The 24,345-nt window shown below is 47.3% G+C and carries 13 protein-coding genes; all 13 read right to left on the bottom strand.

Translation table 11 applies throughout. The features are described from left to right. Positions 1-852: 852 nt before the first annotated feature. The gene (locus MKY73_RS02745; protein ID WP_339305536.1) at positions 853-1,875 is read right to left on the bottom strand and encodes a BtrH N-terminal domain-containing protein; all 1,023 of its coding nucleotides are present in this window, start codon (positions 1,873-1,875) and stop codon (positions 853-855) included. Continuing rightward, entirely contained in the window at positions 1,872-2,435 is a 564-nt protein-coding gene (locus MKY73_RS02740) for a hypothetical protein (RefSeq protein WP_339305535.1), read from the bottom strand. Before MKY73_RS02740 ends, MKY73_RS02745 begins: the two co-directional genes overlap by 4 nt. Before the next feature lie 32 nt (positions 2,436-2,467). Then, a complete protein-coding gene (locus MKY73_RS02735; RefSeq protein WP_339305534.1) occupies positions 2,468-4,234 on the bottom strand; it encodes an ABC transporter ATP-binding protein in 1,767 nt (588 codons plus the stop codon). After that, a complete protein-coding gene (locus MKY73_RS02730) occupies positions 4,231-5,976 on the bottom strand; it encodes an ABC transporter ATP-binding protein (protein WP_339305533.1) in 1,746 nt (581 codons plus the stop codon). Before MKY73_RS02730 ends, MKY73_RS02735 begins: the two co-directional genes overlap by 4 nt. Before the next feature lie 11 nt (positions 5,977-5,987). Beyond that, a complete protein-coding gene (locus MKY73_RS02725) occupies positions 5,988-6,461 on the bottom strand; it encodes a hypothetical protein (RefSeq protein WP_339305531.1) in 474 nt (157 codons plus the stop codon). Then, a complete protein-coding gene (locus MKY73_RS02720; RefSeq protein ID WP_339305529.1) occupies positions 6,448-6,717 on the bottom strand; it encodes a phosphopantetheine-binding protein in 270 nt (89 codons plus the stop codon). The genes MKY73_RS02725 and MKY73_RS02720 overlap by 14 nt, the downstream gene beginning before the upstream one ends. Then, on the bottom strand, positions 6,718-10,374 hold the full coding sequence (locus MKY73_RS02715) for an amino acid adenylation domain-containing protein (RefSeq protein ID WP_339305528.1): 3,657 nt from the start codon (positions 10,372-10,374) through the stop codon (positions 6,718-6,720). It abuts the gene before it with no gap. A gap of 83 nt (positions 10,375-10,457) precedes the next feature. Next, entirely contained in the window at positions 10,458-11,717 is a 1,260-nt protein-coding gene (gene fabD, locus MKY73_RS02710) for an ACP S-malonyltransferase (RefSeq protein ID WP_339305527.1), read from the bottom strand. A 30-nt stretch (positions 11,718-11,747) separates the two neighbouring features. Next, the gene (locus tag MKY73_RS02705) at positions 11,748-12,773 is read right to left on the bottom strand and encodes an HAD-IIIC family phosphatase (RefSeq protein WP_339305526.1); all 1,026 of its coding nucleotides are present in this window, start codon (positions 12,771-12,773) and stop codon (positions 11,748-11,750) included. Continuing rightward, entirely contained in the window at positions 12,770-13,927 is a 1,158-nt protein-coding gene (locus tag MKY73_RS02700) for an acyl-CoA dehydrogenase family protein (RefSeq protein WP_339308465.1), read from the bottom strand. The genes MKY73_RS02705 and MKY73_RS02700 overlap by 4 nt, the downstream gene beginning before the upstream one ends. An 80-nt stretch (positions 13,928-14,007) precedes the next feature. Beyond that, the gene (locus MKY73_RS02695; protein WP_076212934.1) at positions 14,008-14,250 is read right to left on the bottom strand and encodes an acyl carrier protein; all 243 of its coding nucleotides are present in this window, start codon (positions 14,248-14,250) and stop codon (positions 14,008-14,010) included. 82 nt (positions 14,251-14,332) lie between these two features. Continuing rightward, complete coding sequence (locus tag MKY73_RS02690; RefSeq protein ID WP_339305525.1) at positions 14,333-15,178, bottom strand: 3-hydroxyacyl-CoA dehydrogenase NAD-binding domain-containing protein; 846 nt, start codon at positions 15,176-15,178, stop codon at positions 14,333-14,335. Positions 15,179-15,225: 47 nt separating this feature from the next. Continuing rightward, positions 15,226-24,333 (bottom strand): SDR family NAD(P)-dependent oxidoreductase, encoded by a 9,108-nt coding sequence (locus MKY73_RS02685; protein WP_339305524.1) that lies wholly within the window; start codon positions 24,331-24,333, stop codon positions 15,226-15,228. Between the last annotated feature and the right edge of the window lie 12 nt (positions 24,334-24,345).

The following is a 24,345-nucleotide window of genomic DNA, read 5'->3' as shown; positions in this document are numbered from 1 at the left end:
ATTCAATATAAAACTATATATCCCTTCTTTTCCCATAAATTCTCTTAAAAAAATACAGTGTCATCTAACCCATCTAGAGTAAAAGGCTGGGCAAAACCCAACCCCTCCTCATCAAACCGTACGTGAGGTTTTCCCTCATACGGCTTTCCGATGTTCGTCTTTCATGGGCTTGCAGCATATTTGCTATGGCCTCATGACCTAGTTTCCCCTATGAGAGTTGTTGAGTGTTTTCTAGCCTGTCGTTAGCCATTTTGGTATTCACGAACTCGTACCTCTTGGTGAAACGTGAACAAAGCAGGGCTCCTTCCCTCCCCAAGGTTATGTTGTCCTTGGGTTCTTCGGTACTTATGAACTCCCTTCCCACAGAAGTTTCACTTCGTCTGTTGGAATTATAGAGCATCTCTTTATGGATTCCTAAAAAAATTCGTGTGGGGAAGGGTCTTCCCAGTTCACTATATGATCTTTCAAACCATGCCGCTCCCTTTACGCCGGAAGGTTCTTCACTGTTGTTCCAAGTTCTGCACAGCTTCCTTGGCCTTCATCTATATGACCGAGACTCGGCACCTTCTTTTTCCCTTTGCAGGGCCTTTTTGACGACGCGGCAGGATTCACTTCATGTTACGGCCTGGCTTGTTGCTCGCCCTGCTTCTAACAGGTACTTTTGTCGATGCGCTTTTGCACACAGATTTCGCCGTATGCAAGCATCCTAGCTACCAAGGTGGCTTGACCCCTCCTTGGGTTGGACTTTCACCAACAAGATCATGCGTGCCTCTGGGCACGCGTCATAAAAAAGACCCGTTAAGCGATATTCGCTTCACGGGCCTTTTTGCGTAAAATATACTGACTGACATCCTAACTCGCAACAAAATGTTTGACCATGTCATGAGCCTCTTGTTCTACACCTATAATTTCTCCGATTTTACCCAGAACCCGATTTAACATCTTATGACGACTATCCATATCCAGGTACTGACTCTTCAATGTCATATTAGCAGCAAGATTCCATCGTTGCGCAGCATATTCGTACGTTTCCACCAGTTGATCAATATCCGGATTAAACGGTATTCCTTCTCTTAGGAAATGGCCATACAAATATCTGTTATTACTTATGCTCGCCAAGTCGCCATACATATTGTCCAGGTATTCTTCGGTCAACGCGGATGAATCTTTCATATGCTGACGTGTAGAGTGTATATACCTTTCAATGGCAGGCAGGCCTACTTGCGGATTAACCAGTTCGTACCACTCAACCTGCTTGATCAGCTGCTCGGATTTCCCATCCATGATTTCATGATTTTGATGAAGCATGTTATAGAACTCTCTTTCTTTCACCTGCTGGACGGCATTCCCAACATCCAATGTAGCATATCGATAACGCGTGCCCTCACGAATTAAAGGCGTCTGACCTAGATCAAGCGCTTCAAGTAACGTCTGTTCATCCATATTGCCTTTCAAATGATAAAAATCATCGATAAACTCAAACTGCCCGTCTGCATAGTCGGACAAGACAATGCAATGCGACGAATGAAGTAATTGATAGAGTGAATTATATTGCATGTAAAATACATCAACCCATACAATAACTGCTTCTTTTTGCTGAAGTAACGTCATGATTTCCTTTATTACCTCGGTCTGTTCATTTTTTCTGACGATGTTCAAATCAATATGATGAATGCGTTGAAACTCATTTTCAACAGTCATATACGTAGGGACAAGTTTCGGGGTGCCTCTCTCCGGGTCTTCGTGGTACATCATCCCGCATTGCTTCCATACCGCCAGGAAATTCGTGATTTCTTTATAGTTGAGAATGCTGCTCACACATAGGGTAAAGCAATCTTCACCTTCTGTATGTGCTTCTCTTGGCTGAATATTCATATATTCCACTCCTTCCCTAAGGTCAGTGCAAAGATATGCATGCATGGATTGTCTGGCATTAGAATCTTGTCAAATGAAATGGGTTCTTTCAGCGTAATCTGCTGAAACCAAATAATAGGCTGTTTGGATGTCAGCAAGGTCCCCTTTTGTGTACACGTCCCACTACACTGAAACATAATCTTTTCATTATAATGTGGAGTCGTCGCGGTCCAGTTGGTCAGATCCAATGATGCTCTCCCCATTCGCTCTCCAGCTCGTTCAAAACTAATGAATTCATGGTATGAACCATTATCTGCCGCACCCAGAATATATACTGTCGAATATAGATCCAATGGTACTGGAATCCGCTGGCTATCCAGTTCTATATTATTAAATGCCTGTCTGGGTAGAGGAAAATGAAACGGAATATCCTGCCATTGGACGTTCTCCTGATCAGGGAGTTCATCACCCGGGTATGAGGAACCAAAGGTCGTGAAATTCCCAATCTGGTTTGTAGCAAGATAGCTAAACCCATTGTTGTTATAGTGCTCTTCCAAAGGTAGTGGACAATAGATGGTCATGTCATTAACCTCCTAGAATCATTCTATTTACGTCAGGTGACCGCTGACCCGATACCTTGTCGCTGCTCCTTGAACAGCGTGTCATACACCTCATGCCGACCAGCCAGTTCCAGATGAGTGCCCGTAGCAACAATCTCGCCCTGATCGAGCACAATGACTTGCTTGGCATCCTGAATAGCTGAATAACGATGCGCAATCACAAGCACCGTCATATCCTGTGCGATCCTGCGGATCACCTCATTTATTTTGCGTTCCGAGTCATTATCCAGTGCAGATGTAGCTTCATCCAGAATAAGCATTCGGTGTCTTGTTAACAGCACCCTGGCAAGCGCCAACCGTTGCTTCTGGCCTCCGGACAGCTTAATACTTGACTCACCCAGAACCGTATTATACTGCTCGGGCAAACTTTCAATGAATTCATCCAGCATAGCCATGCGGCAAACCTCTCGTATCTCTTCTTCTGTAGCCCGTGGCCGTACAAGTCTGAGATTATCCAGGATGGACATACTGAACAGAGCATTCTCCTGCATAACAACCCCAATATGCTGATACAGGTATTCTGATCCCAAGTCACCAATGGGCTGTCCGTCAATAAGAATAGCTCCCTGTTGTGTTTCGTTCTGTCCTAGAATAAGTTTGATTAACGTGCTCTTTCCCGAACCACTTCTGCCTACAATCGCTGTATAATCACCGGGCTGGATGTTCAGATTAATCTCATGCAAGACATCACTTTGATTCTCCTGATAACGAAAGGACACATCCTTGAATTCGAGATGCCCTTGGAACTCTGGCTGTAACCCGAGCTTTCTCTGTGCCACAACCGGAAGTTCCAGCAATTCAACGATGCGTTCAATGGAAGGTGTCACATCGTGAAGTTGAACATTGGAGGCATTAATTTCATTAATGTTGTTAATCATCTGTTGATAATATGTCAGGAAGACAAGCAGTCCCCCGATTGTTAATTCTCCCTGAAAAATCAGCAACCCACCGATAAAATAAAGATTCATCTTATTAATAAAGTCATCCTGAAAGGTGTAGTACAGCTCATTGGCATAGGTATATGCCAGATGTCGGAATTTGATTTTGCCGAAACGTTTCCAATATCCCACAAACTTGATCGATTCTTTGCGCTGCATGTTCAGTGCCTTGATTTCCTTCCAGTGTCTGAAGCTGTTCGATATCCATGTCTCATATTCTCCGGTAGTCTGGCGGAATTCAGAGACCAGTACTTTGGCCTTTTTGCCCAATCGGGAACTGATAACAAAGGAAATCGGAAGCATAATAAAACCCAGCAAAGCCATCTTCCAATTCAGCGATAACAGAATAACCACATAAGCCCCTACGCTGATCCATTTGAACGTATAATCAATCAAGTGCAAAAAGATAAAGTCTTTGACCAGTGTGACATCTCCATCCAGTCTGTTCTTCAAATCTCCCGCACTATAGCGCTCATATGAAGTCGGCTTCATGCGCACTAATCTTTTCCACATGTTCAGCTGCAAATCGAGCTTGGTTCGACCTAATAACCGGTTACTGAACAGCGTTTGTAAACCCAGAGCGGTGGTCTCCAACGCAAATAAGCCCAGGTATCCGGCAAGGATATAGGGCAACATGTTAAGCTCCCGTCCAACCATGACATGATCAATGAGCAGCTTGTACAGATAAGGGATCATGAGCGCAATAGCAGTCAAGGCCAATTTCAGTGTACCCAGAATGAAAATTTGACGGTTCGCATTTTTGATAAATGGCTTAATCTGTTTAAAGAGTGCATACCGGGAAGTGGACGGTGGCTTCGTCACGACATCAGTCCCTCCTTCCGGATGAAATCTTCTGCAAATAACTCACGGTAGTGCTCACTGTGCTCCAGCAGATATCCATGCGTGCCTGTAGCCACAATGCGTCCCTGATGTACAACAGCAACCCGATCAGCATTCAGGATGGAGGATAAGCGATGGGCGATGACAATTGAAGCCCGATCCTTGCTTAATTGCTGCCAGGAATGCTGAACCGCTTGTTCAGCTTCATAATCCAAAGCGGAAGTGGCTTCGTCGAATATAATTAATTTGGGTTGCTTCAGAAAAATGCGGGCAATAGACAGACGCTGCTTTTGTCCACCAGAGAACTCCATTCCTCCTGCGCCAATAACGGTGTCCAGACCCAGAGGAAGAGAACGAATAAAGTCTCCAATATAGGCCTGATCACATGCCTCCAGCAATTGATCATCATCCGCATGGGCGCTGCCCAGCATCAGATTGTAACGGATGGTTTCATGGAACAGAATGGCTTCCTGCTGCACAATTCCTACATTCTTGCGCAGCCGAGACAGAGAATAGTCATCTATATGCCTGCCGCCAATTCGAATCTGCCCTTCCTCCGGGGCGTAGAAACCGAGCAGCATGTTCACAATCGTGGTTTTGCCCGAGCCACTCTTACCTACAAGCGCAACAGATTCATGGGCACCGATCTCCAACGTAAGACCGTCCAGCACATAGGGACCCTGCTCCTCATACCGAAATCTCACTTGCTCGAATGACGTCTCTCCATTTTCCATCTCCACTTCCGATTGACCACCGCTCCTCTCCGTCTCTTCATCCAGAAGATCAAAGACTTTGCGGGACTGTACCGTCAGCTTGGGCAGATTCACAACCGCCTCGTAGATCATCATCATGGATTGATTATTCTTGGTCAGATACGACATAATGGCAACAAAGGCTCCTGCCGTAAGCTGTCCCTGAACAATAAGCACACCCGCAATGGCGTAGATACATAGATCCGACAACAAAAAAATAAATGCATTGGAGCGGGTAGACATCCACTTCATGACTTCTGTCTGATTGTCGAGACGAATAACGTCTGCGCTCTGTCCCGTGAACAGTGTAGTGACCCTTCTGCCACTCCCGAGCAAACGAATGTCTCTCATGCCTTGAAGCATCTCCAGCATCCAGCTGACAAAATGGCCGTATTTCCCCCGCAAGATGGTCTGCTGCTTGGTCATCTTACGATTAAAATACTGTGATACCCAGACCGAAACCGGAACCAGTACCATCATGGCCAGGGCGATATACGGATTGAGATAAAATAAAAAAACAAACGAAACCAGCAACTTCGTAAATGGAGCCGCCATCTGAAAAATGATTAACTCTATTAACTGCATGACAGAATCCGTGTCTCTTGTTAGACGCGTGACCAGATCACCGGTCTGGGCTTTCTGAAAATAAGATGCTTTGAAATGAAGAATACGATCAAATAAACTTTTTCGAATATCAAACAGAAATTTAACATTCAGATAGATCCAGATGGATTTAATGATCCAACTTAGAGCCCTTACACCTACATACAAAGCAATATAAGTCAAAATAACATAGCCGAAGAAATGAAGATTACGGTGATAAAATACTTCGTCGATCAAGATGGCAAAAATAAGCGGTCCAATCAGATCCACGACCACCATGATTAGCTCGCAAAACAACATGGTAATCAAGCTGATTCGGTAGGGTTTGGCGAATGTACGGATTCGTTTGCTCAGTGAAATATTCTCCATGCCATCCTCCTCTAGGATATCCAGCTCTCAAGTACGGTCTGGCTCTGGGATTGTACCTCGGTCACAATCGGGAACTCGGTTGTATGGGATAACTTCATCTGTTCCGCCAGCTCTTCATTCCATACACCTTCAGCTGTGATACGAGTCGTAGCTGATGAGGAATCTTGTTTAACCTCAAGGATCTGGGCAGCGTAACGTTTACCTTGTTCCTCTATATACCAGATCAAGGCGTCGCCCTTCTGAAACCCCTTAATAGGCTGTTCTGTAAATTCAGCTATAATGTGTACTTTGACATCCTCCCCTTGCTGAGATTCAGACACTGCAGTTGCCGTTGCCGTTTCACTGCGCAGGTAGGAGGTCGTATGGAATTGCATGGCTAACGTCACTAATGCGGTCACAGTTAAACCAATAATGACAAGTGCAGCCACGGGTAATTGAATAGAAAGCCTGAACCAGATCTGTCCTATTCGTTTAGTCCGGCTCATGTTCCGAATCTCCTTCAATGAGGCTGACCAGGTAATCCCTGAAATCACCAATCGTATCCGTTTGCACATATGCCAATCGATCATCGTCTATTTCAATGTTGAATACTTTCTCCATCTCCACCACAATTTTAATGTAATCGAGCGAATTCGTACCAAGTTCCTCCCAGGCTTGATCCATCTGAATATCCGTTCCACACACCATAACCTTGTCGATGACCTGTATTATTTGAGTCTCCAATGTCATAATTTCACTCATTCAGATCCTCCCCGTCGTGTAAGATTGAACCAACTCGTCGTAATACTCCCGTTCAAGCACACTAATATTTCTGTACATCTCAGGGAGCTTATGAAACGATGTTGGTTTATATGAAGAAGTAAGCACATACTTGGCCAGAACAGCGCGAATGTCACTCCACTTCATGACAATACGCTCACGAATATGTGTCAATTGGGAATCCGCACCCGTTAGATTGGCACAACGGTACACCTCTGCCTTTTTGGCACTAATCAATTTATGAAGCGAAATGACCCAATCCTCGGCCATTGAAGACACCAAATGTGGGTCCTGAACAACGAACTCAAACTGCGGCACACTCTCCTCCAGTCTTACCAGACTCTTCTCCACCCGTTCCTTTTGCTCTTCAATATGATCCACATAGATCTTCCAGTAATCCTCCAACTGTTTCGCACCGGCATCTCTTTGATGTATCACCGGATAATGCTTATTGTAGAACGTATAGAAGGTGTGGTTTTCCATATTAAAATGCTCGATATAGCCATGATAGCTATCCGACAGATCCTGATAACTAACCGTTCGTTCTTCATAAGACAAGTTGTCATGATGCTTATGCTCCATCACGGTAAATGTCTGGTTAATCGGATCAGCACCGTATACAAGCCAGGTATGTGGAATATGCTTTTTGAGATACGTATCATTGCGTATGGATGTGTAATAGACGTCAACCCATACAATAACCGGTCTGGCATCCAGAACTGCTCGACTGACATCCTGTATAATGTCTTCGCTGATTTTCACCATTTCATAGCCAACGCCCAGATCGTCCAGAATGTCTGTATCCTTGCGGCAGGAGACGAAACCATTCACAAGAAACTGTTTCTTCTCAGACCATAGATACTCGTCCACATGATGGATGAAAAACGGTAATATGCTTTTTTTCTGTTGCAATACAATGGGAAATAAAGAGTTATAGAAACATAATTTAAAAAAGACATCGTTAAATGGATGATATCCATCAGAGCGCGCTAACCTGGAATGCTCCACATCCATTGAGGATAACGTCTTGTTCACCTTTATAATGCCAGATACCTGCCCGTGATTTTCACTTGCATATGAATCTCCAAGCTCTGGATTCTCTTCCAGAACCGTTGCAAGCATCCTTATCGTAGGATTGTCGTACAAAATGGAAGGCAGGACCCGAATACCGAGATTCTCCAGTTCAACTTCCATTCGGATTACAAGCAGGGAATGCCCGCCAAGCTGAAAGAAGTCGTCGTCAATACCAATCTGGTCCATTTCCAGTAATGTACACCAGACATTTACCAATTGATGTTGCAGCTCAGTTTCAGGTGGTGCATAATTCATTCCAAAATGTAAAGACTGCTTCTGATTCAATAACTCTCGCGTGTCTATCTTCCCGTGAATCGTCCGAGGCATATGTGATATTTGAATATATTTTGAAGGCAGCATATACTCGGGCAACAAAGATATCAGATATTGGCGAATATCCATGACATACAGCTCCGTATCGGCCACGATATAAGCGGTGAGCACCTTCTCACCTTCTACTCCGGTTGTCAGTACAACAGATTCGGCGATTGGACCGTAACGGTTCAGATGTCGCTCTACTTCTGCCAATTCAATCCGATGGCCTCTGACCTTAACCTGCTTGTCCATCCTTCCCAGAAACAACACGCGTCCTTCCGCTGTCCACATTCCCGTATCCCCTGTGCGGAACATCCGAGCTCCTTCAACAAACGGTGACTCGCTAAACTTTTGTTCCGTTAATTCCTGTAATCCTATATACCCTCTGGACACCCCTTTACCCGAAATACATATTTCTCCAGGTACGCCCACGGGTAACATTCGTCCATGGTGATCTCCAATATGTACGAAATAACCCTGAATGGGACGTCCCACTGGAATCGGATCCATACTCTCTGATGACAGCTTCTCATAGAGAGCACATACCGTCGTCTCGGTGGGGCCATACGTATTGTATACATCCGTATAGGTGAGCAGATGTCCAATGTCCGCCACCTTCAACACATCCCCACCGCTGATAAAGGTGCGAACACTTGTAAGATTGGGCATCCGGTTTAGCTCTTTCAGAATGTGAGGTGTAGTACTGACAAGGGTGACTTGGTGTCTATCCAGTAACTGTACCAGTCCTTGAATATCTAGCAGTTGTTCACGCTGAACCACAACAAGTGTCGCCCCGGCAGTTAATGCAGGAAACACTTCCTCCATATACGTATCAAAGGTACTTGCGGCTTGTTGAAGCACTCTGTCTGTTGCATTGAGTTGAAACTCGGCCTGAAAAGCGTTCACGTATGCACTCAGATTTCGTTGCTCTACTCCGACCCCTTTGGGCTCACCCGTGGATCCGGATGTATACAGAATGTAGGCCAGTCCATTCATATCGGGTACGATCCTTAAACCACTTCCATCTTCTGCTCTCCATGGGGCGTCATCCAGCTTCATCATTGCTATGCCTGAGCCCGAAGACATGGCCAATGTCATCTCCTCCAGAGCCTGATGTACATCCTTTTCCAACAATCCCGTAAGTAAAATACGGGCATTCGATGCCATTAAAATATGGCGGACACGCTCAAGGGGATATTCAGGATGAAGAGGGATATAGGTTCCTCCCGCTTTGAACACCGCCAGGATCGTAATGATTAACTCTATGGAACCTGCCATCATAACGGGTACTGAACTTTCCGCAGTTACCCCGGAAGTAATCAGGAGACGGGCAAGCTGATTGGATTGCTCCTCCAGAGAATGATACGAAATCTGGCGTTCCCCCTCTATAACCGCAGTCTGTTCGGGTGCTTTGTTCACTTGTTCAAGAAATTGAGCACAGACAGAACGCGCCTCCGGCAGGAACAAACGTGGACTCCTGTTCCACTCTTCCATGATTTCGTTCTCTTCTTCCAAAGAAAGGATCTGACTCATGGATAGAGGTTGGTCTGGTAGGGCTGTTGTCTGTTCCAGCAATCGTATGTAGTGGGAACACAAACGATCAGGTTGACTGGGTTCAAGGGGGATTGCACCATAACGGAGGGTCATGTGAAGTCGTTGATCTACCCGGTCAAACCCGAGTGAACACTGGGTTCTTTCATCCAGAATAGGCTCCTCATGAATTCCCTTCATATACAAAACCGTCTTCAACGCGCACTCTTCGGGAATCCGCCCCAGCTTCTCTGCCATCTTATCGTAAGGAAAATGCCAGTACGTTCGGGCTGACATGACTTCAGCCTTGGTATGCAATACCAGTTGTCTGAACGATGCTGTCTCGTCTACTTTTCCACGAATTGCGAGCAAGTGGGCACTCCGAAAGTCTTCGACTTGTTCGGGAGTCAGAGGCATACCCAGCAACATATCCGGCTGTCCATAGTAACGATACAACAGGTGTTGAAATCCCGATAAAAGCAATATATACAACGCCAAATTTGATCCCCCACTCATGCGGATCAATCTTGCGGACAGTTCATCTGGAAAGGATAAGGAAAGAACCTGTACGTTAGGTTCACTTGTCTGGATCGAAGGTTGCTGAATTCTATCAAACAGAGTTCCTATATGAATATCGCCATCTAGTTGTTTCTGCCAATACGCTCGTTCTTCCTTAAATTTATCACTCGACATCATAACATTAAGCAGATGGATATCCATGATCTCACCCCGAATACATAGTAAACCGGCACAACAAGTGTGATCTCACCTGTCATGCCGGTTGTTGTTGTACACGTGCTTGGTTATGCCGTAGGAACTTTATGGTCACTCCACAGATAATACTGTCCCGTCTCGTCCAGGATCTGGTGGAACCAGTCATCTCGCTCTTCCTGCTCTACTTGTTTGGTTTCGAAAATGGTCCCCAGCCATTCCAGGGACAATTTCATCTGCTCCGTAGTGGGTGCCTGATCCGCCGCTTCAAGCTCCTCTTGAAGCTGTTGAATTTGTTTATAGGGCTCAACGACTCCTTTCTGGTATTGCTCCTGATCCCAATTCCGATTAGGTGTAGCTACAGCCGCGGCCATACATTTGGTTACTACCGTTGGTCTGGGTCTGGATACTACGGCCTGATCCAGCAACTCTTTCAGTGCTTTGCGATCCTCTTTCTGTCCGTAGGCAAAAGATTTCATACCGAGCTTATCCAATTCTACCAGTCCACTCAGGACATTTTTGGGTCCGAGTTCAATCGTTAGCGTAACTCCATGCTTCTTAAGATACTGCATCGTCTGTGCCCACTTTACCGGCTGGGACAAATGCCTTTGGAGCAGTCCCGTAATTCGCCCAGCTTCGGTGTACGGAGTAGCGGTTACATTGGATACGACAGGCCATTTGAATGGATGGAAACGATAACCGGCCAGTTCCACCCCAAGCTGTTCGCCGGCAGGCTCCATCAAGCGACTATGAAACGGCGCACTCATCATCAATGGGGTTGTCTGGGCATCTTGATCCAGCAAGATGGATTCCACTTGTTCAATCGAATCCTGATGACCGGAAATGGCGTACTGACTCGAAGCATTGTAACAGGAAATCGCAGACCATGCCGTATCGGTTGACACTTGCTCACAGGCTCTGCGGATCATCTCCTCATCCGCACCATCAATGATGGTCATAGCTCCATCTGCTTCATCTGCGATAAACTCCGTCAATTCCCCGCGTCGCTTGGTGATCCGCACAGCATCTCCAAATGTCATGGCACCGGAGCACGTTAGCGCTGCGTATTCACCCAGGCTGTGGCCTGCGCAGAATTGCGGGTTGATCCCGATCTCCTCCATGTAGACACGATAGGCAACCACACTCGCTGTCAACAGCGCTGGCTGCATATTGGAAGGTTTGTTCAGATCAAACAGGCTGCCTTCAAAACTCATTTTGGCCAAATCAAAGCCCAGTATATGGTTGGCTTCTTCATACGTTTGTCGTGCAATCTCGTACTGATCATAGAAGTTTTTCATCATCCCTACATATTGAGAACCTTGCCCTGGAAACAGAAATGCTATTTTTTCCATTGATTACACACCTCGCCTCTTAGATTGGGTTTACGCGATAACTTCCATGGACACATACGCAGGCTGATCCTGAATCATGCTTAGATCGCTCTCAAACAAATAAAAATCTCCGTTCTGCTCAATCTCACGGAATCCGGCAAATTTGTAAGTGATCATCATCGTACGATTGCGATCTGTTGATACAAATTCGGCCTGCAAACGGACATTTGCTTCCTTGGCCATACGCATTACATGATGCAGCAGCAATGTGCCTGCTCCTCTAGACATGACGCGGCAGGACACCAGTAGCAGTTTCAGTGTCCACACTTCGTCATTTAATTCGAGTAGAGCGAGGCCTATTTTTCCGTACGTACCGTACTTGTCTTCCAGTCCTGCTATAAGCAGTTTGTGACGTGGAGAGTACCGGAATTGATCGAGCTCCTCATAAGAATAGGTATAGCCTGTGGCATTCAGTTGATGTGTTCTAACCGTCAGCTCTTCCGCACGTTGCAGATCCCCTTCCTTCACTTCAGAGATCGTGAAGATCATGCCAAGAGAGGCCAGAAATTCATCCTGAGTACCTTCAAATTCCTCCTCCTTCTCATTACGAGCAATATCATTCATGTACATCTTTCTGCGTAAGGCAGAATCCTCAGTAATGAAACGTGGCTTCATCTCTTCCATATCCGTCAAGTCAAGATAGGCCATCGCATCAATACAGAGTACGTCGGGATGAGTGAATAATACTTCCTCACGTTCGAAAGGCTGATCATCGACAAAGGCTATCGTGTCCATTCCAATATTGATGGACTCCACAATGGTTTTTACCGATCGGGATTTGGCATTCCAATTGATTTGCGGATAGATGAAATATTCACGCAGACCGAATTCCTCCAATTTGGCCATTGCCAGTTCATGATCGTTACGGCTGGCAACCGATTGCAGAATTCCCCGTTCATCCAGCGTACGGATGACCTCCACAATATTTTCTTTCAGCGTGACCTCTTCATCCTCCAGCAAAATTCCGTTCCAGATGGTATGGTCCAGATCCCAGATCACACATTTAATTTTTTTCATAACAGGACAGCCTCCTCTTGTACGGATTCATGAGTACTCGCAGCGTATGAAGCAATAACCATCTCATGCATTTGTGTGGTACCCTCAATAATCTCATTCACACGGGCATCCCGGTAGAAGCGCTCCACCGGATACTCCGCACTGCAGCCTTTGGCTCCATGAATCTGTACCGCACGGTGCGCTACCTTGTTAACCATGTCTGCCGCGTAGTACTTAGCCGTCCAGGTTTCCATAATGGAATCCGGATCCATCACTTCTTTCAGATAGCCAGATTGATAACATAAAAGCCGTGCCGCTCTCACATCCACAATAATCTCAGTAAGCATTTTTTGAATTAACTGATTTTCCTGCAAGAGGGCTCCGAACTGACAGCGGCTGCCCGCATAACTCAGCGAAGCCTCTAGACAGGCTTGTCCCAGTCCAACACAACCCCAAGCCACGGTGTAGCGACCATAATCCAAACAATGCAAGGCCACCATAGAGATACCTGTACCTGGGCTCCCCACCATACGATCGGATTCAACGTAAACCTGCTCCAGATGCAGTTCCGCCAGCATCGAACCTTTAACCCCTAACATCCCGTTGATCGGCTGTATCTTCAATCCCGGGTTGTTCCGTTCCACCAGGAACGCGGTTGGTTTACCCTTCACCTGAGCAAAGATGAGAAATAGGTCAGCGAGCTGACCCATTGTGATCCACTTTTTTTTCCCGTTCAGCAGATATCCTTCGCCATTGGACTCAGCTACGGTCTCGATGCTTTTGGCATCACTACCAACTCCCGGTTCGCTCAGACCAAAGGCTCCAGTGATTTCACCCGAGGCCAGACGTGGCAACCAATAGGAGCGCATCTCTTCAGAACCAAACTTCTGAATGGCTATGGCAACCATACCGTGAACCGTAAGCAGACTTCGCACGGATGAACATCCTCTTCCGATCTCCTCATTCAGCACTCCAACCGATATTGGATCAAGCCCCATACCCCCATACTCCCGAGGAATCATGGAACCCAGATAACCTGAGGATTTCAGCGAATCGATCACCTCTGGATGAAGCCGTTCTTCCCTATCGTGCAAGCCTGCGTACGGAACGATATATTGATCGGTAAATGATGCAGCATCCTGCTTGCATTGGAGCTGCTGTTCGCTCAATTCCATTTTCAATACGTTAACCTCCTATAATGGACCGGATGAATGCACATTCTTCACACTATATTGGGATGAGAATCGGTGACTTCTTAGGAACTGACCGTCTTGCTCTCAATCAGCTCAACGATGGCATTAATGGACTTGAAGTTCTGCAAATCCAGATCTTTATTATCGACCCGAATGGAGAATTCCTTCTCCAGGAACATAACGAGCTGCATCGCAAACAACGAATTCACAAAGCCAAGGGCAAAGATGTCCTCATCATCCTGAAGCTCATGCTTTTTGAAAAAACGACCCAAAAACTTGCGAACTCTGCCTTTAACTTCTTCCATGCGTATAACTCCCTTTCTCTCATTAAAATGGTTTTGAATAAGCAAAAAACTTGTTTATGCCATGAACTATTCATGCCATTGATTAGTAACTATAGAACCCTTCCCCTGATTTTCTTCCCGTCTGTCCGGCGTGCACCATCTTTCTCAGTAAAGGACAACAACGGAATTTGGGGTCCTGGTAGCTCTCATACAGCACATCAAGCGAATCCACAACGGTATCCAAGCCGATTAAATCCGCAGTCTCCAAAGGCCCCATCGTGTGCCCATAACATTTGACAAAAATATCATCTACTTCACGTGCTGTAGCCACCTGATCCTGAAGAACAAACGCAGCTTCATTCATAAACAGATGGGAAATCCGGTTAGAGACAAATCCGGGATAGTCGTTCACCAGAATCGTCTCTTTACCGATTGATGACAATAGTTCAGTTACTTCTTCAATGGTACGTTCCGAGGTATGCATCCCTTTGATCACTTCAACAGCTGATTTCAGGGGAACCGGATTCATAAAATGAGTACCGATGACCCGATCAGGCCGGTTGGTTAATGCCGCAATTTTGGTAATGGAGATACACGAAGTGTTCACCAGAAATATGCATGCCTCCTGACAGATCGGATCGATCCGGCCGTACACTTGCCTTTTGATGTCCCACTGTTCGTTTACATTTTCAACGATGATATCCGCTTCACGAAGCATCTCCAGTTCCGTCGTCATATGGATACGCTCCATGATGATCTCCGGGTCTTCCAGTCCCTCCACTTTCTTGAATAACTTCAGCATTCGGATATTGTTATAGATCTCTTCACTAGCGATCTCCAGCACTTCATCCTTGATGTCCACCAAGACAACCTCATGACCTGTCTGTGCAAAACTCTGGGCTACACCACGGCCCATCACTCCTGCTCCGATTACCCCGATCTTCTTCATCGTCCCTGTTCCTCCTGTTTGTATGGGAGAAGCCTCGCTCTCCCTGATCAGAAATTAAAATCAAGATCTTCTGCGGCTGAATCGTAAGAAACCAGCATATGCTTGCTGCTTTCCAGTTCAATCTCGCCAAGCTTCTGTTCCGGATAAAGCAATAACTGTTGCAGCAGCGCTACATAATCGTGAAGCATCTTCTCCGCCGTTTCCCGTTTGAAAAGCTTGGTTCGATACTCCAGATTAAATCGCAGCTTGTCATGTTTCTCGATGATTTCGAGATACACGTCATAACGGCTTTCCGCAGCTCCAAACTCATATGGGGTTGTGGTGAATTTGCCCACTGTAACGTCCACTGTACCTACATTCTGAAGAGCAAACATCGCATCAAATAAAGGATTACGGTGTCTGTCTCTATTCAGGTTAAGCTTCCGCACCAGATCTTCGAACTGAAATTGTTGATTCTCATAAGACTTCAGGGCAGCTTCTCTTACCTCGGTCAACAGCTCCATGAACGTTTTTTCCGATTGTGGCTTGGTACGGATCGTGATGATGTTAATAAAAACACCCACAACATCCTCCAGATCGGCGTGTGATCTGCCCGCAATGGGAGAGCCCACAACGATATCATCCTGATCTGCATATTTGGCCAGCAACACGTTGTACGCTGCAAGCAGCAACATAAACAAGGTTGTTCCTGTCTTGGCAGCCATGCGCTCCAGATCCATAGTCAAGGTTTCATTGCCAATAAACACGACCTGATCTCCTTCGAATTCATTGGCCAAAGGACGAGGATAATCGGTAGGCAATTTGAGCTGTGGGATGGAATCCTTGTACAGGTTCAGCCAATACTCTTCCTGTTTGAGCAGAGCACCGGAAGAGAGCAAGGCATTATGCCACACCGCATAATCTTTGTACTGGATGGTGAGTGGTTTCAGCTCACGCCCTTCATACAGATCAATGATCTCCTGCATAATGATGTCCATCGACATGCCATCCGTAATAATGTGGTGCATGTCAAAAAATACGGCGTGTACACGATCAGCCAGCTTAACCACTTCAAAACGGAATAACGGCGCCTGATCGAGTTCAAAAGGTCTCACGAAACCAAGGAGCTTCTCGGTGAGTTGTTCCCGAGTGGACTCTGAGTAACCCACATTGAAATCGACCTGATCCCAAACCTTCTGATAAGGAATTCCATTCAGAAATTCAAATGAAGTCCGGAACGATTCATGACGTTGAATCAGCTTGCGAATGATCTGTTCAAATGCCCCATGCTCAAAATCTCCCTCCATGATGGAGGCTCTTGGTATGTTTGCATTGGTATTTTGACCCTCCAGCCGGTCTAGAACGACGAATCTCTTCTGAGCAGAAGAAACCGGGTAATAAGGTTGGGGCTCCACACGTTTCAACACAGGTAGTGCTCCCTCGGAATCTCCGCTTATGGATAGACCATAGGACTCTTCCAGATAAGCAGCCGATTCCGCAATCGTTGGATACATCAGGATTTCTGCTGTATTCACAAGGATCGACAACTCTTTGGTGAGACCATTGGCGATCTTGAGGCCCAGAATGGAATCTCCGCCCATCTCATAGAAATCATCGTAAATACTGAGTTCATTCACCCCAAGCGCGTTACTCCATAATCGACCTAAGGTGCTCTCAATAACGGAATAAACTTCGTCTGTCCTACCCAACAACTTCATATCGCCCGCTTCTTCCTGTGAACGACTGGCATCACCCTTGCGTCCGGTTTCAATGGCCTCGCTAATGTCAGAAGAGAACAGCATGAGCGGCATGTCATCAGAGACATGTTGGTAGATTCCCTCCCGATTGAGCTCCCCGATCAGAACTTGGGTTACATCCTTACCCATGGCTTCTAGCAGCCCCTGTATACCTCTCGCTGTCGTGATTGCCTTGAATCCACCATCTGAATTGGCATGAAAATCCCGGGCCATGCCGGTTTCCTTCCACGCCGTCCAATTCACGGCAAGGGTGGACAGACCCGCTTGCCTGCGATGAGCCGCAAACGAATCCATATAAGCATTGGCGGCAGTATAGTCCCCTTGTCCAGGTTCACTAAAAAATGTTGTAGCCGTGGAGAACATGACAAAGAAGTCCGGTTGATCTGCACGTGTCAATTGATCCAAGCTCCATGTCCCCAGCACTTTAGGGCGCATGACACGTTCAAAGGCTTCACGGTCTTTGTTCATCAGGAAACCTTCTCCGGCAACACCAGCGCCGTGAATAATACCAGACACTGGACCGTGCTGCTGTCTGATCTTGCTTAGCACCGATGCGAGCTGAAGGGGATCAGCAATATCTACGCTGTACAGATGTACTTCTGTACCCCGAGCTTCCATCTCTTTGATCCGCCCAATCTGAGCAGCTAACTTGGTTTCCTCCCCTGAGGACAGCACAGCTTCCCATGTTGCCCGTTCTGGAAACGGTGAGCGATTCATCAACACAAGTTTGATTTTCTCCGGCGCTAAAGATAATGCACTCGCCGTCTCCAATCCAATCCCGCCTGTCCCTCCAGTGATGAGGTACACACCACCTTCGCGCATCTGTATCGGTCGTTCGGGCAACAAGGACATCGGAATTTCACCCAGCTCCTGGACGTATCGACGCCCCTTACGGTAAGCGGCAAGATATAACATGTCAGGCTCCCGAATTTCCTGTAACCATTGCTCCATCGGTGTCTCAGCATCGATATCAATGCTTCGACAGCGGAATTGATTCATCTCATGACAGATGGTCTTGCCAAGCCCCACCATAGGTGCGTGTTCTGGACGAATGTACAGTTCACTGCCCGTAACGCTTTGTGTACAAGATGTCACCAGTACCAGATCGACTGGTCGTTTGAAATGAACCTTGGACATCGCTTTGGACAAATAAAACAGGCTATACACGCCGCGATCAAGCGATTCTTCCAATTCCTCCACTGTACCTTCATCTCCATGCTGATCCAGTGCGAAGAAATGAAGAAGCTGCGAGATTTTATAAGGCTCTACCGCTCGAATGAACCGTTCATAATCTTCTTCACATGATCGAATGGTAAATTCAGCATTGGCTTGATTGGTATAGGAATCTCCGCGGTAAACCTTGATTACGAGCCGCCCTTCCGCTTCCAGTTTCCCGGCAACAGATGAGGCGATACCACTTCTATCCATCAATATCACAACCGGTTCTGTATTGCCTCCATGCTGACCAGTCGATATTCGATTCATTTCCTTCCACATGGCCGCATAATGCAATGGAGCCGCGGTCTTTTCTACAGAGACCTCACGCAGCTGTGGACGTTCGGGAATATTGATCCAGCAGCGCTTCCGTTCCAACGGATACGCGGGCAAGCTGACTTTACGAGGATGTTCTCCTTCGTACAGTTCTTCCCAGTCTGCATCTGCTCCCTGTACATACAGATGGGCAATCTGCTTCAACAAATACTCCGACTCGCGTCCATCCTGTACAAAGCTCTGGATGGCCGAACGCATTAATTGGCTAAGACCCATTTTGTCAGATTCGGTCATTTCACCAGGCGCCTTATCCTTCTTACTCTTGGGAACAGTCTTATGTTCGCCGAACTCGACTCCTGTCAGTGCAATGGATCGGAACGATGTGTTCTCCAGCTGCCTCAGCGTATTCAGCAGCCCTTCCGTATCCCGCATCATCATTGACAACCTGAACGGGTAATGCCCTCGTCCTGTGCTTGCTGTACTGCAAATATCTGCGAGTTCATATCGCACGTTCCGGTCAAGCAGACGAACATAATCAGTAACCAGCCGCTGAAGGGCCTCTTCGGATCGAGCAGACAGTACCAACAAATGAGGACGTGCTGGTACAGATACGGGTACAGTCACTGGTGGTTCTTCCAGAATGACATGACAATTCGTTCCGCTGATGCCAAATGCGCTGACCCCACAGCGACGAGGTCCATCCTTCACCTTCCACGGTCGTAATCGTGTATTCACATATACAGGCGAAGCATGAAAATCAATATTTCGGTTAGGACGATTAAAATGAAGATTCGGCGGAATCACGCCATGTCTAACAGCCAGAGCCGCCTTGATCAGACTGATCATACCTGCTGCCTCAGAGGTATGACCCAGATTGGTTTTAATGGAACCGACCGCACAGAATTGACGTCGATCTGTGAATTGTCGGAACGCATTTTGGATACCTTTAATTTCAATCGGGTCACCCAGTGCGGTTCCTGTGCCATGCGTTTCCATGTACGTGATCGTCTCGGGATGAATACCCGCCTGTTTCCAGGCCTTCGTAATAACTTCCTGTTGAGCCGCTGGATTCGGAGCCGTAATGCCGGCTGAACTGCCATCCTGATTCATCGCAGTGCCTTTGAGTACGGCGTATACCTGATCCCCATCCCTGAGCGCATCCTCCAGTCTTTTTAGCATGACTACTCCGATGCCTTCACCAAGCCCGGCACCATCAGAATCATCATCAAATGCTCTTGTCTTTCCGTCACCAGACTCCAGACCTTGTAGCATGTTTTCATTCTTTTTGGTGATCGGCATGGTTGAGATTTTGATTCCACCCACTGCGGCCATGCTGCACTCTCCGCTTAACAGGGCACGCGAAGCAATGTGTACCGCTGTGAGAGACGAAGAACAGGCCGTATCTACCAACATGCTAGGCCCTTTGAGGTTCAGCAAATACGATATACGAGCAGGAATGATGGATGGTGTGTTACCCACCACGGCATCCGGCAGAGCGCCCAAATCGGTCTCATATATGAATCGTGAATACATATCAACAGTGTTTGTTGAATAACCCAAATAGACACCGGTATCCGATCCGGCCAGTTTCCCGCCGCCGTAACCCGCATCCTCAATGGCCCTCCACACGGTCTCCAGGAAGAGACGCTGATTCGGGTCTGTCAGACTTGCTTCTTTCGGTGATAATTTGAAGAATGAATAATCGAATAAGTCAATGTCTTCTATAAAAGCTCCCGCTTTGGAATCCAGTTCCGGGAGGTCCAACCTTGTATTCTGCAAATACCAATCCAGATCTTGTTGTCGTCGTTCCGGGAGAGGACGGATATGATCCACCTTGCCTTGAATATGCTCCCAGAATTCGGATACATCCGTTGTGGAAGCGACATTCAGAGCCATCCCTATAATGGCTAGATCCTCTGACAATGGTCCCGAAGCAGTGTGTCCTGAATGCTGCTGATCTTGTGGACACATCTCTGCTTGCTTCACTGCATCTGATGATGTCTGTTCGTGGCTGCTCACAGGAGCATCCATGTCGCTCAATACATTAAGCGTGTTTTCTTCCGATTCACCGTGTTCCTTGAAAATATATTCGGCCAGCTTGTGAATCGTCGAAAATTCAAACAAGTCCGTTACGGCAAGGACGCCCGGATATCTTTTGGAAAGTCCCGCGTGAATTTTCAACAGCAGAATGGAATCAGCACCAAGCTCGAAGAAATTCTCATAGATATCGATCTCGTCAAATCCGAGAACTTCTTTGCATACGCTGGCAACATGCCGTTCGGTAGCCGTATATCCACCCTCGCTCTTGCCTGTTAATTTCACTTCACCGCTTGATGTACTGCCAACCTTCTTGGTCGACCTCGTTTTGGAAGCAGCACTTTGCAGATATTCAGCCACTCTGCCACTAAGTTCTGTGGACAATCGAACCTGCATTTTATCCAGCAAACGCACACCACCGCCACTGAAGTTCAGCTGCCCGATAAGCACCCTGCGAATGGAGGAATTCATGGCTTGTTCCAAGCCATGTATGGCCTGTGCCGTAAGGACCGTTTTGAAAATGGTATCTGCGGTGAAACCAGCATCCACCGACATGCCCGTCTCTTTCCATGTGGTCCAATTCACGGTGAGTGTGCGCTTTCCTCTTAGGGTACGCTCATCAGCGAAGGCATCCAGGTAGGCATTTGCCGCCACGTAGTCTGCCTGTGTTACACCACTGAACATCGTCGCTACAGATGAATACATCACAAAGAAATCCAGATCGTCACTGTGAGTCAGTTCGTCCAGATTCCAGGTACCATATATTTTGGATGCCAGCACTTCACTGAACCGTTCCTCACTCCGATCCACCAGAAGTTGATCTCCACCGACGCCCGCTCCATGAATGATTCCATGAATAGCACCATAACGTGTACGCATATCCCGAATCACCCGATCCATCGCTTCCCGGTCAGCCACATCCGCACTGTACCAGGAGACTTCCGAACCTGCGGCCTCCAGCTCCATAACGGCTGTAATGAAACGGCGAAGCTTGGCTTGACCGGGCTGATTCATCAGGTTGTCCCAATGTACACGATCCGGTATCGGGGTGCGATTGATCAGAGCCAGACGCACGGGAGCTTTGGAAGCCAGGAAACGCGCTGTTTCCAAACCAATACCACCGCCGCCACCTGTAATCAGGTACACGCCCTGAGGGCGTACAACTAATGGGGCATCTCCTGCAACCTGCACACGCGTAAATTCTTCAACGTAACGTTGTCCATTACGGTAAGCTATCAGGTAGTCCCCCTGATCTTCTGTCCCCAATGCTTCTTCGATCCAATCCTCTGCAGTGGTATCTGCATCTACGTCAAAGGATCGGAAAGAGATGGACGGATGCTCACGGTTCAGTACCTTGCTTAGACTAAGGAATGGCGCATGTTCCGGCCGCTGAGCGGATTCTTCTCCCGTAATATGGTGTGCATTTAATGCAATCAGTGTAATACCAGCAATCTCGGCAAAGTCACTTCTCATCAGGGCACGCACCAAATAGTACACACTGTACGTACCTCGGCGCTGACTGCGCTGCAATTCATTCAGACTTTGAACCCCCGGCTGCGGGGTATCCAGAGAACAGCCAACATGTATGACGTGATCCACCGATTTGCCTTGAAGGCTTGCGAAGAGACGGTCGTAATCCGCTTCCTGGTCACCAAGCGTATAGCGATTATTGATCAAGTCTGCATAAGCAGAACCCAGTGCTGCCCGGATGACCTTCACCCCGGTACGTTCTAACACACGAGCTACGGAGTCACCTGCACCATACTTGCCTTCAATCAACAATACTGTTTCCGGCATAACGGAGATCCCGCTACCTGAACGTTTCCACTCAGCAGTTCTCCATTGCATCGTATAATGAAAATCTTCCGTCTGTTGTGTAGACACTGCCATGCCTCTGTCGATTCGACTGGATGCCAGTTCTTCAGGGAGATCAATCCAGCAGCGATGAGATTCAAAAGGATACACGGGTAAGCTGACACGTCGCACATGCGTACCTTTGTACAATTCCACCCAATCCACATCGGCCCCTTGTACGTATAACGAACCAAGTTCGGTCACCCCTGCTTCATCATCCCACTCGGAGAGGTTAACCCCTTGTGTAAGCTCCTGTACCTGTCGATCAAGCTTCTTTCGTGACGCTTCAGTTATGTCACCAGGTTCAAGCTGTGATTTGCTGGCAGGTACAATCTTGTGCTCCCCATAGCTGAACCACGACTCAGGTTCATTCCACGTTTCTGCCAAGCATAGCACTTGCAGCTTCAAGCCCAGATCCGCGAGATTCTCTGCCACTATAGCCAATCTGAAGTTGTAGTGTCCTCGGCCAACACTGGCGGTATAACACAGGTCCTGGAGATGGCATGTGGGCGGTTTGTCCTGTACAAATCGGCTATATGTTGTGACCAGCTCTCGCAGAGCTGACTCAGACTTGGCGGACAACACGACCAGACCTGCCTTCGCATAAGAAGCGTCAACAACCGTGGCAACCGGTGCTTCTTCCAGCACCAGATGACAGTTCGTCCCGCTAAAGCCAAAACTGCTGACCGCACAGCGCATCGGGGACTCTTTCCCCTCCCATTTGCGGAGTCTTGTGTTAACATACACAGGTGATGTCTTGAAATCGATCTGTCCATTGGGTCTGTCAAAATGAAGAGACGGCGGAATTTCGCGATTTTTGATTACCAGTGCTGCCTTGATCAGACTGACCAGACCTGCCGCTTCATAGGGATGACCCATATTCGATTTCACAGTACCAATCGGACAAAACTGCTTTTTATCCGTATACTTCTGAAAAGCAAGCTCCAAGCCTTCAAGTTCCAAAGGATCTCCCAGCTTTGTGCCCGTCCCATGTGTTTCAATATAGGACAGGGTCTCGGGGTGAATTCCCGCCTGATCCCACGCTCTGGATATCACATCAGCCTGGGCCTCCGGATTGGGAGCGGTGATCCCGATGGAAGCTCCGTCCTGATTAATAGCACTTCCTTTGATGACCGCATAGATCTGGTCTTTGTCCTTGAGCGCTTTACTCAACGGCTTCAGTAATACCGTAGCCACCCCTTCGCTGATTCCAGCCCCATCCGATGAATGGTCAAAGGCTCTTGTTCGTCCATCCGATGCTTCAAGACCCCCGCGGTAATACTCTGTATCCAGTGGCATCAGGTTCACACGCAATCCACCGGCAAGTGCCATATCACAGTCGCCATTCCGAATGGATTGACAGGCAAGGTGTACAGCAACCAAAGAGGATGAACAGGCTGTGTCCACCACCATCGAAGGCCCTTTTAGATCCAGAAGGTATGAGATTCGTGCAGGCATCATGGCAGAAATATTGCCCACAGCTGCATCGGAAGTTAATTGAATATCAATGTCCTGGATCATTCTCAGATAGCTGTCCTTAATGTTACTGGCGAATCCCAGGTATACGCCTGTCCGGCTGCCAGCCAGACTTTTCCCGCCATATCCCGCATCTTCGAGTGCACTCCAGGCTGTTCGCAGGAATAGTCTCTGAAAAGGGTCCATCAGAGCGGCGTCCCGAGGCGGAATCCGAAATAATTTGTAATCAAATTGGTCGATGTCCTTTAGATAGGAACCATCACTGTATTTGATGTCCTCTCCATAGCCTGCATATCGGAGATAGGCATCTATATTTTGACGACGAGAGTCCGGAAAATTGGCAATGGAATCACAACGATCACGGATGTTGTCCCAAAACTCCCCAATATTGTCCGCAGAAGGAAGCATGGCCGATATGCCTACAATGGCAATTCCCTCCGAGTCGCTCCGCCTCCCCTCCGATTTCAATCCTTTGAGCAGCTGGGCAGCAACCTGTTTATCAATTTTGCCCGCGGCTGCATTCTCAATAATGATTCTCAGCATCTGGCTTGTTTGGTTCATCGGGTTCTCCTT

Source organism: Paenibacillus sp. FSL R5-0519 (assembly GCF_037974275.1).
Lineage (GTDB): Bacteria > Bacillota > Bacilli > Paenibacillales > Paenibacillaceae > Paenibacillus.
This window is presented reverse-complemented; position numbering and strand designations above follow the sequence as displayed.

Bases quoted from the DNA above. Each gene is read 5' to 3' on its own strand.
- MKY73_RS02720 (WP_339305529.1), bottom strand. From the start codon at position 6,717: ATGAGTGAAATTATGACATTGGAGACTCAAATAATACAGGTCATCGAC.
- MKY73_RS02725 (WP_339305531.1), bottom strand. From the start codon at position 6,461: ATGAGCCGGACTAAACGAATAGGACAGATCTGGTTCAGGCTTTCTATT.
- MKY73_RS02705 (WP_339305526.1), bottom strand. From the start codon at position 12,773: ATGAAAAAAATTAAATGTGTGATCTGGGATCTGGACCATACCATCTGG.
- fabD (WP_339305527.1), bottom strand. From the start codon at position 11,717: ATGGAAAAAATAGCATTTCTGTTTCCAGGGCAAGGTTCTCAATATGTA.
- MKY73_RS02745 (WP_339305536.1), bottom strand. From the start codon at position 1,875: ATGAATATTCAGCCAAGAGAAGCACATACAGAAGGTGAAGATTGCTTT.
- MKY73_RS02690 (WP_339305525.1), bottom strand. From the start codon at position 15,178: ATGAAGAAGATCGGGGTAATCGGAGCAGGAGTGATGGGCCGTGGTGTA.
- MKY73_RS02695 (WP_076212934.1), bottom strand. From the start codon at position 14,250: ATGGAAGAAGTTAAAGGCAGAGTTCGCAAGTTTTTGGGTCGTTTTTTC.
- MKY73_RS02685 (WP_339305524.1), bottom strand. From the start codon at position 24,333: ATGAACCAAACAAGCCAGATGCTGAGAATCATTATTGAGAATGCAGCC.
- MKY73_RS02730 (WP_339305533.1), bottom strand. From the start codon at position 5,976: ATGGAGAATATTTCACTGAGCAAACGAATCCGTACATTCGCCAAACCC.
- MKY73_RS02700 (WP_339308465.1), bottom strand. From the start codon at position 13,927: ATGGAATTGAGCGAACAGCAGCTCCAATGCAAGCAGGATGCTGCATCA.
- MKY73_RS02740 (WP_339305535.1), bottom strand. From the start codon at position 2,435: ATGACCATCTATTGTCCACTACCTTTGGAAGAGCACTATAACAACAAT.
- MKY73_RS02715 (WP_339305528.1), bottom strand. From the start codon at position 10,374: ATGGATATCCATCTGCTTAATGTTATGATGTCGAGTGATAAATTTAAG.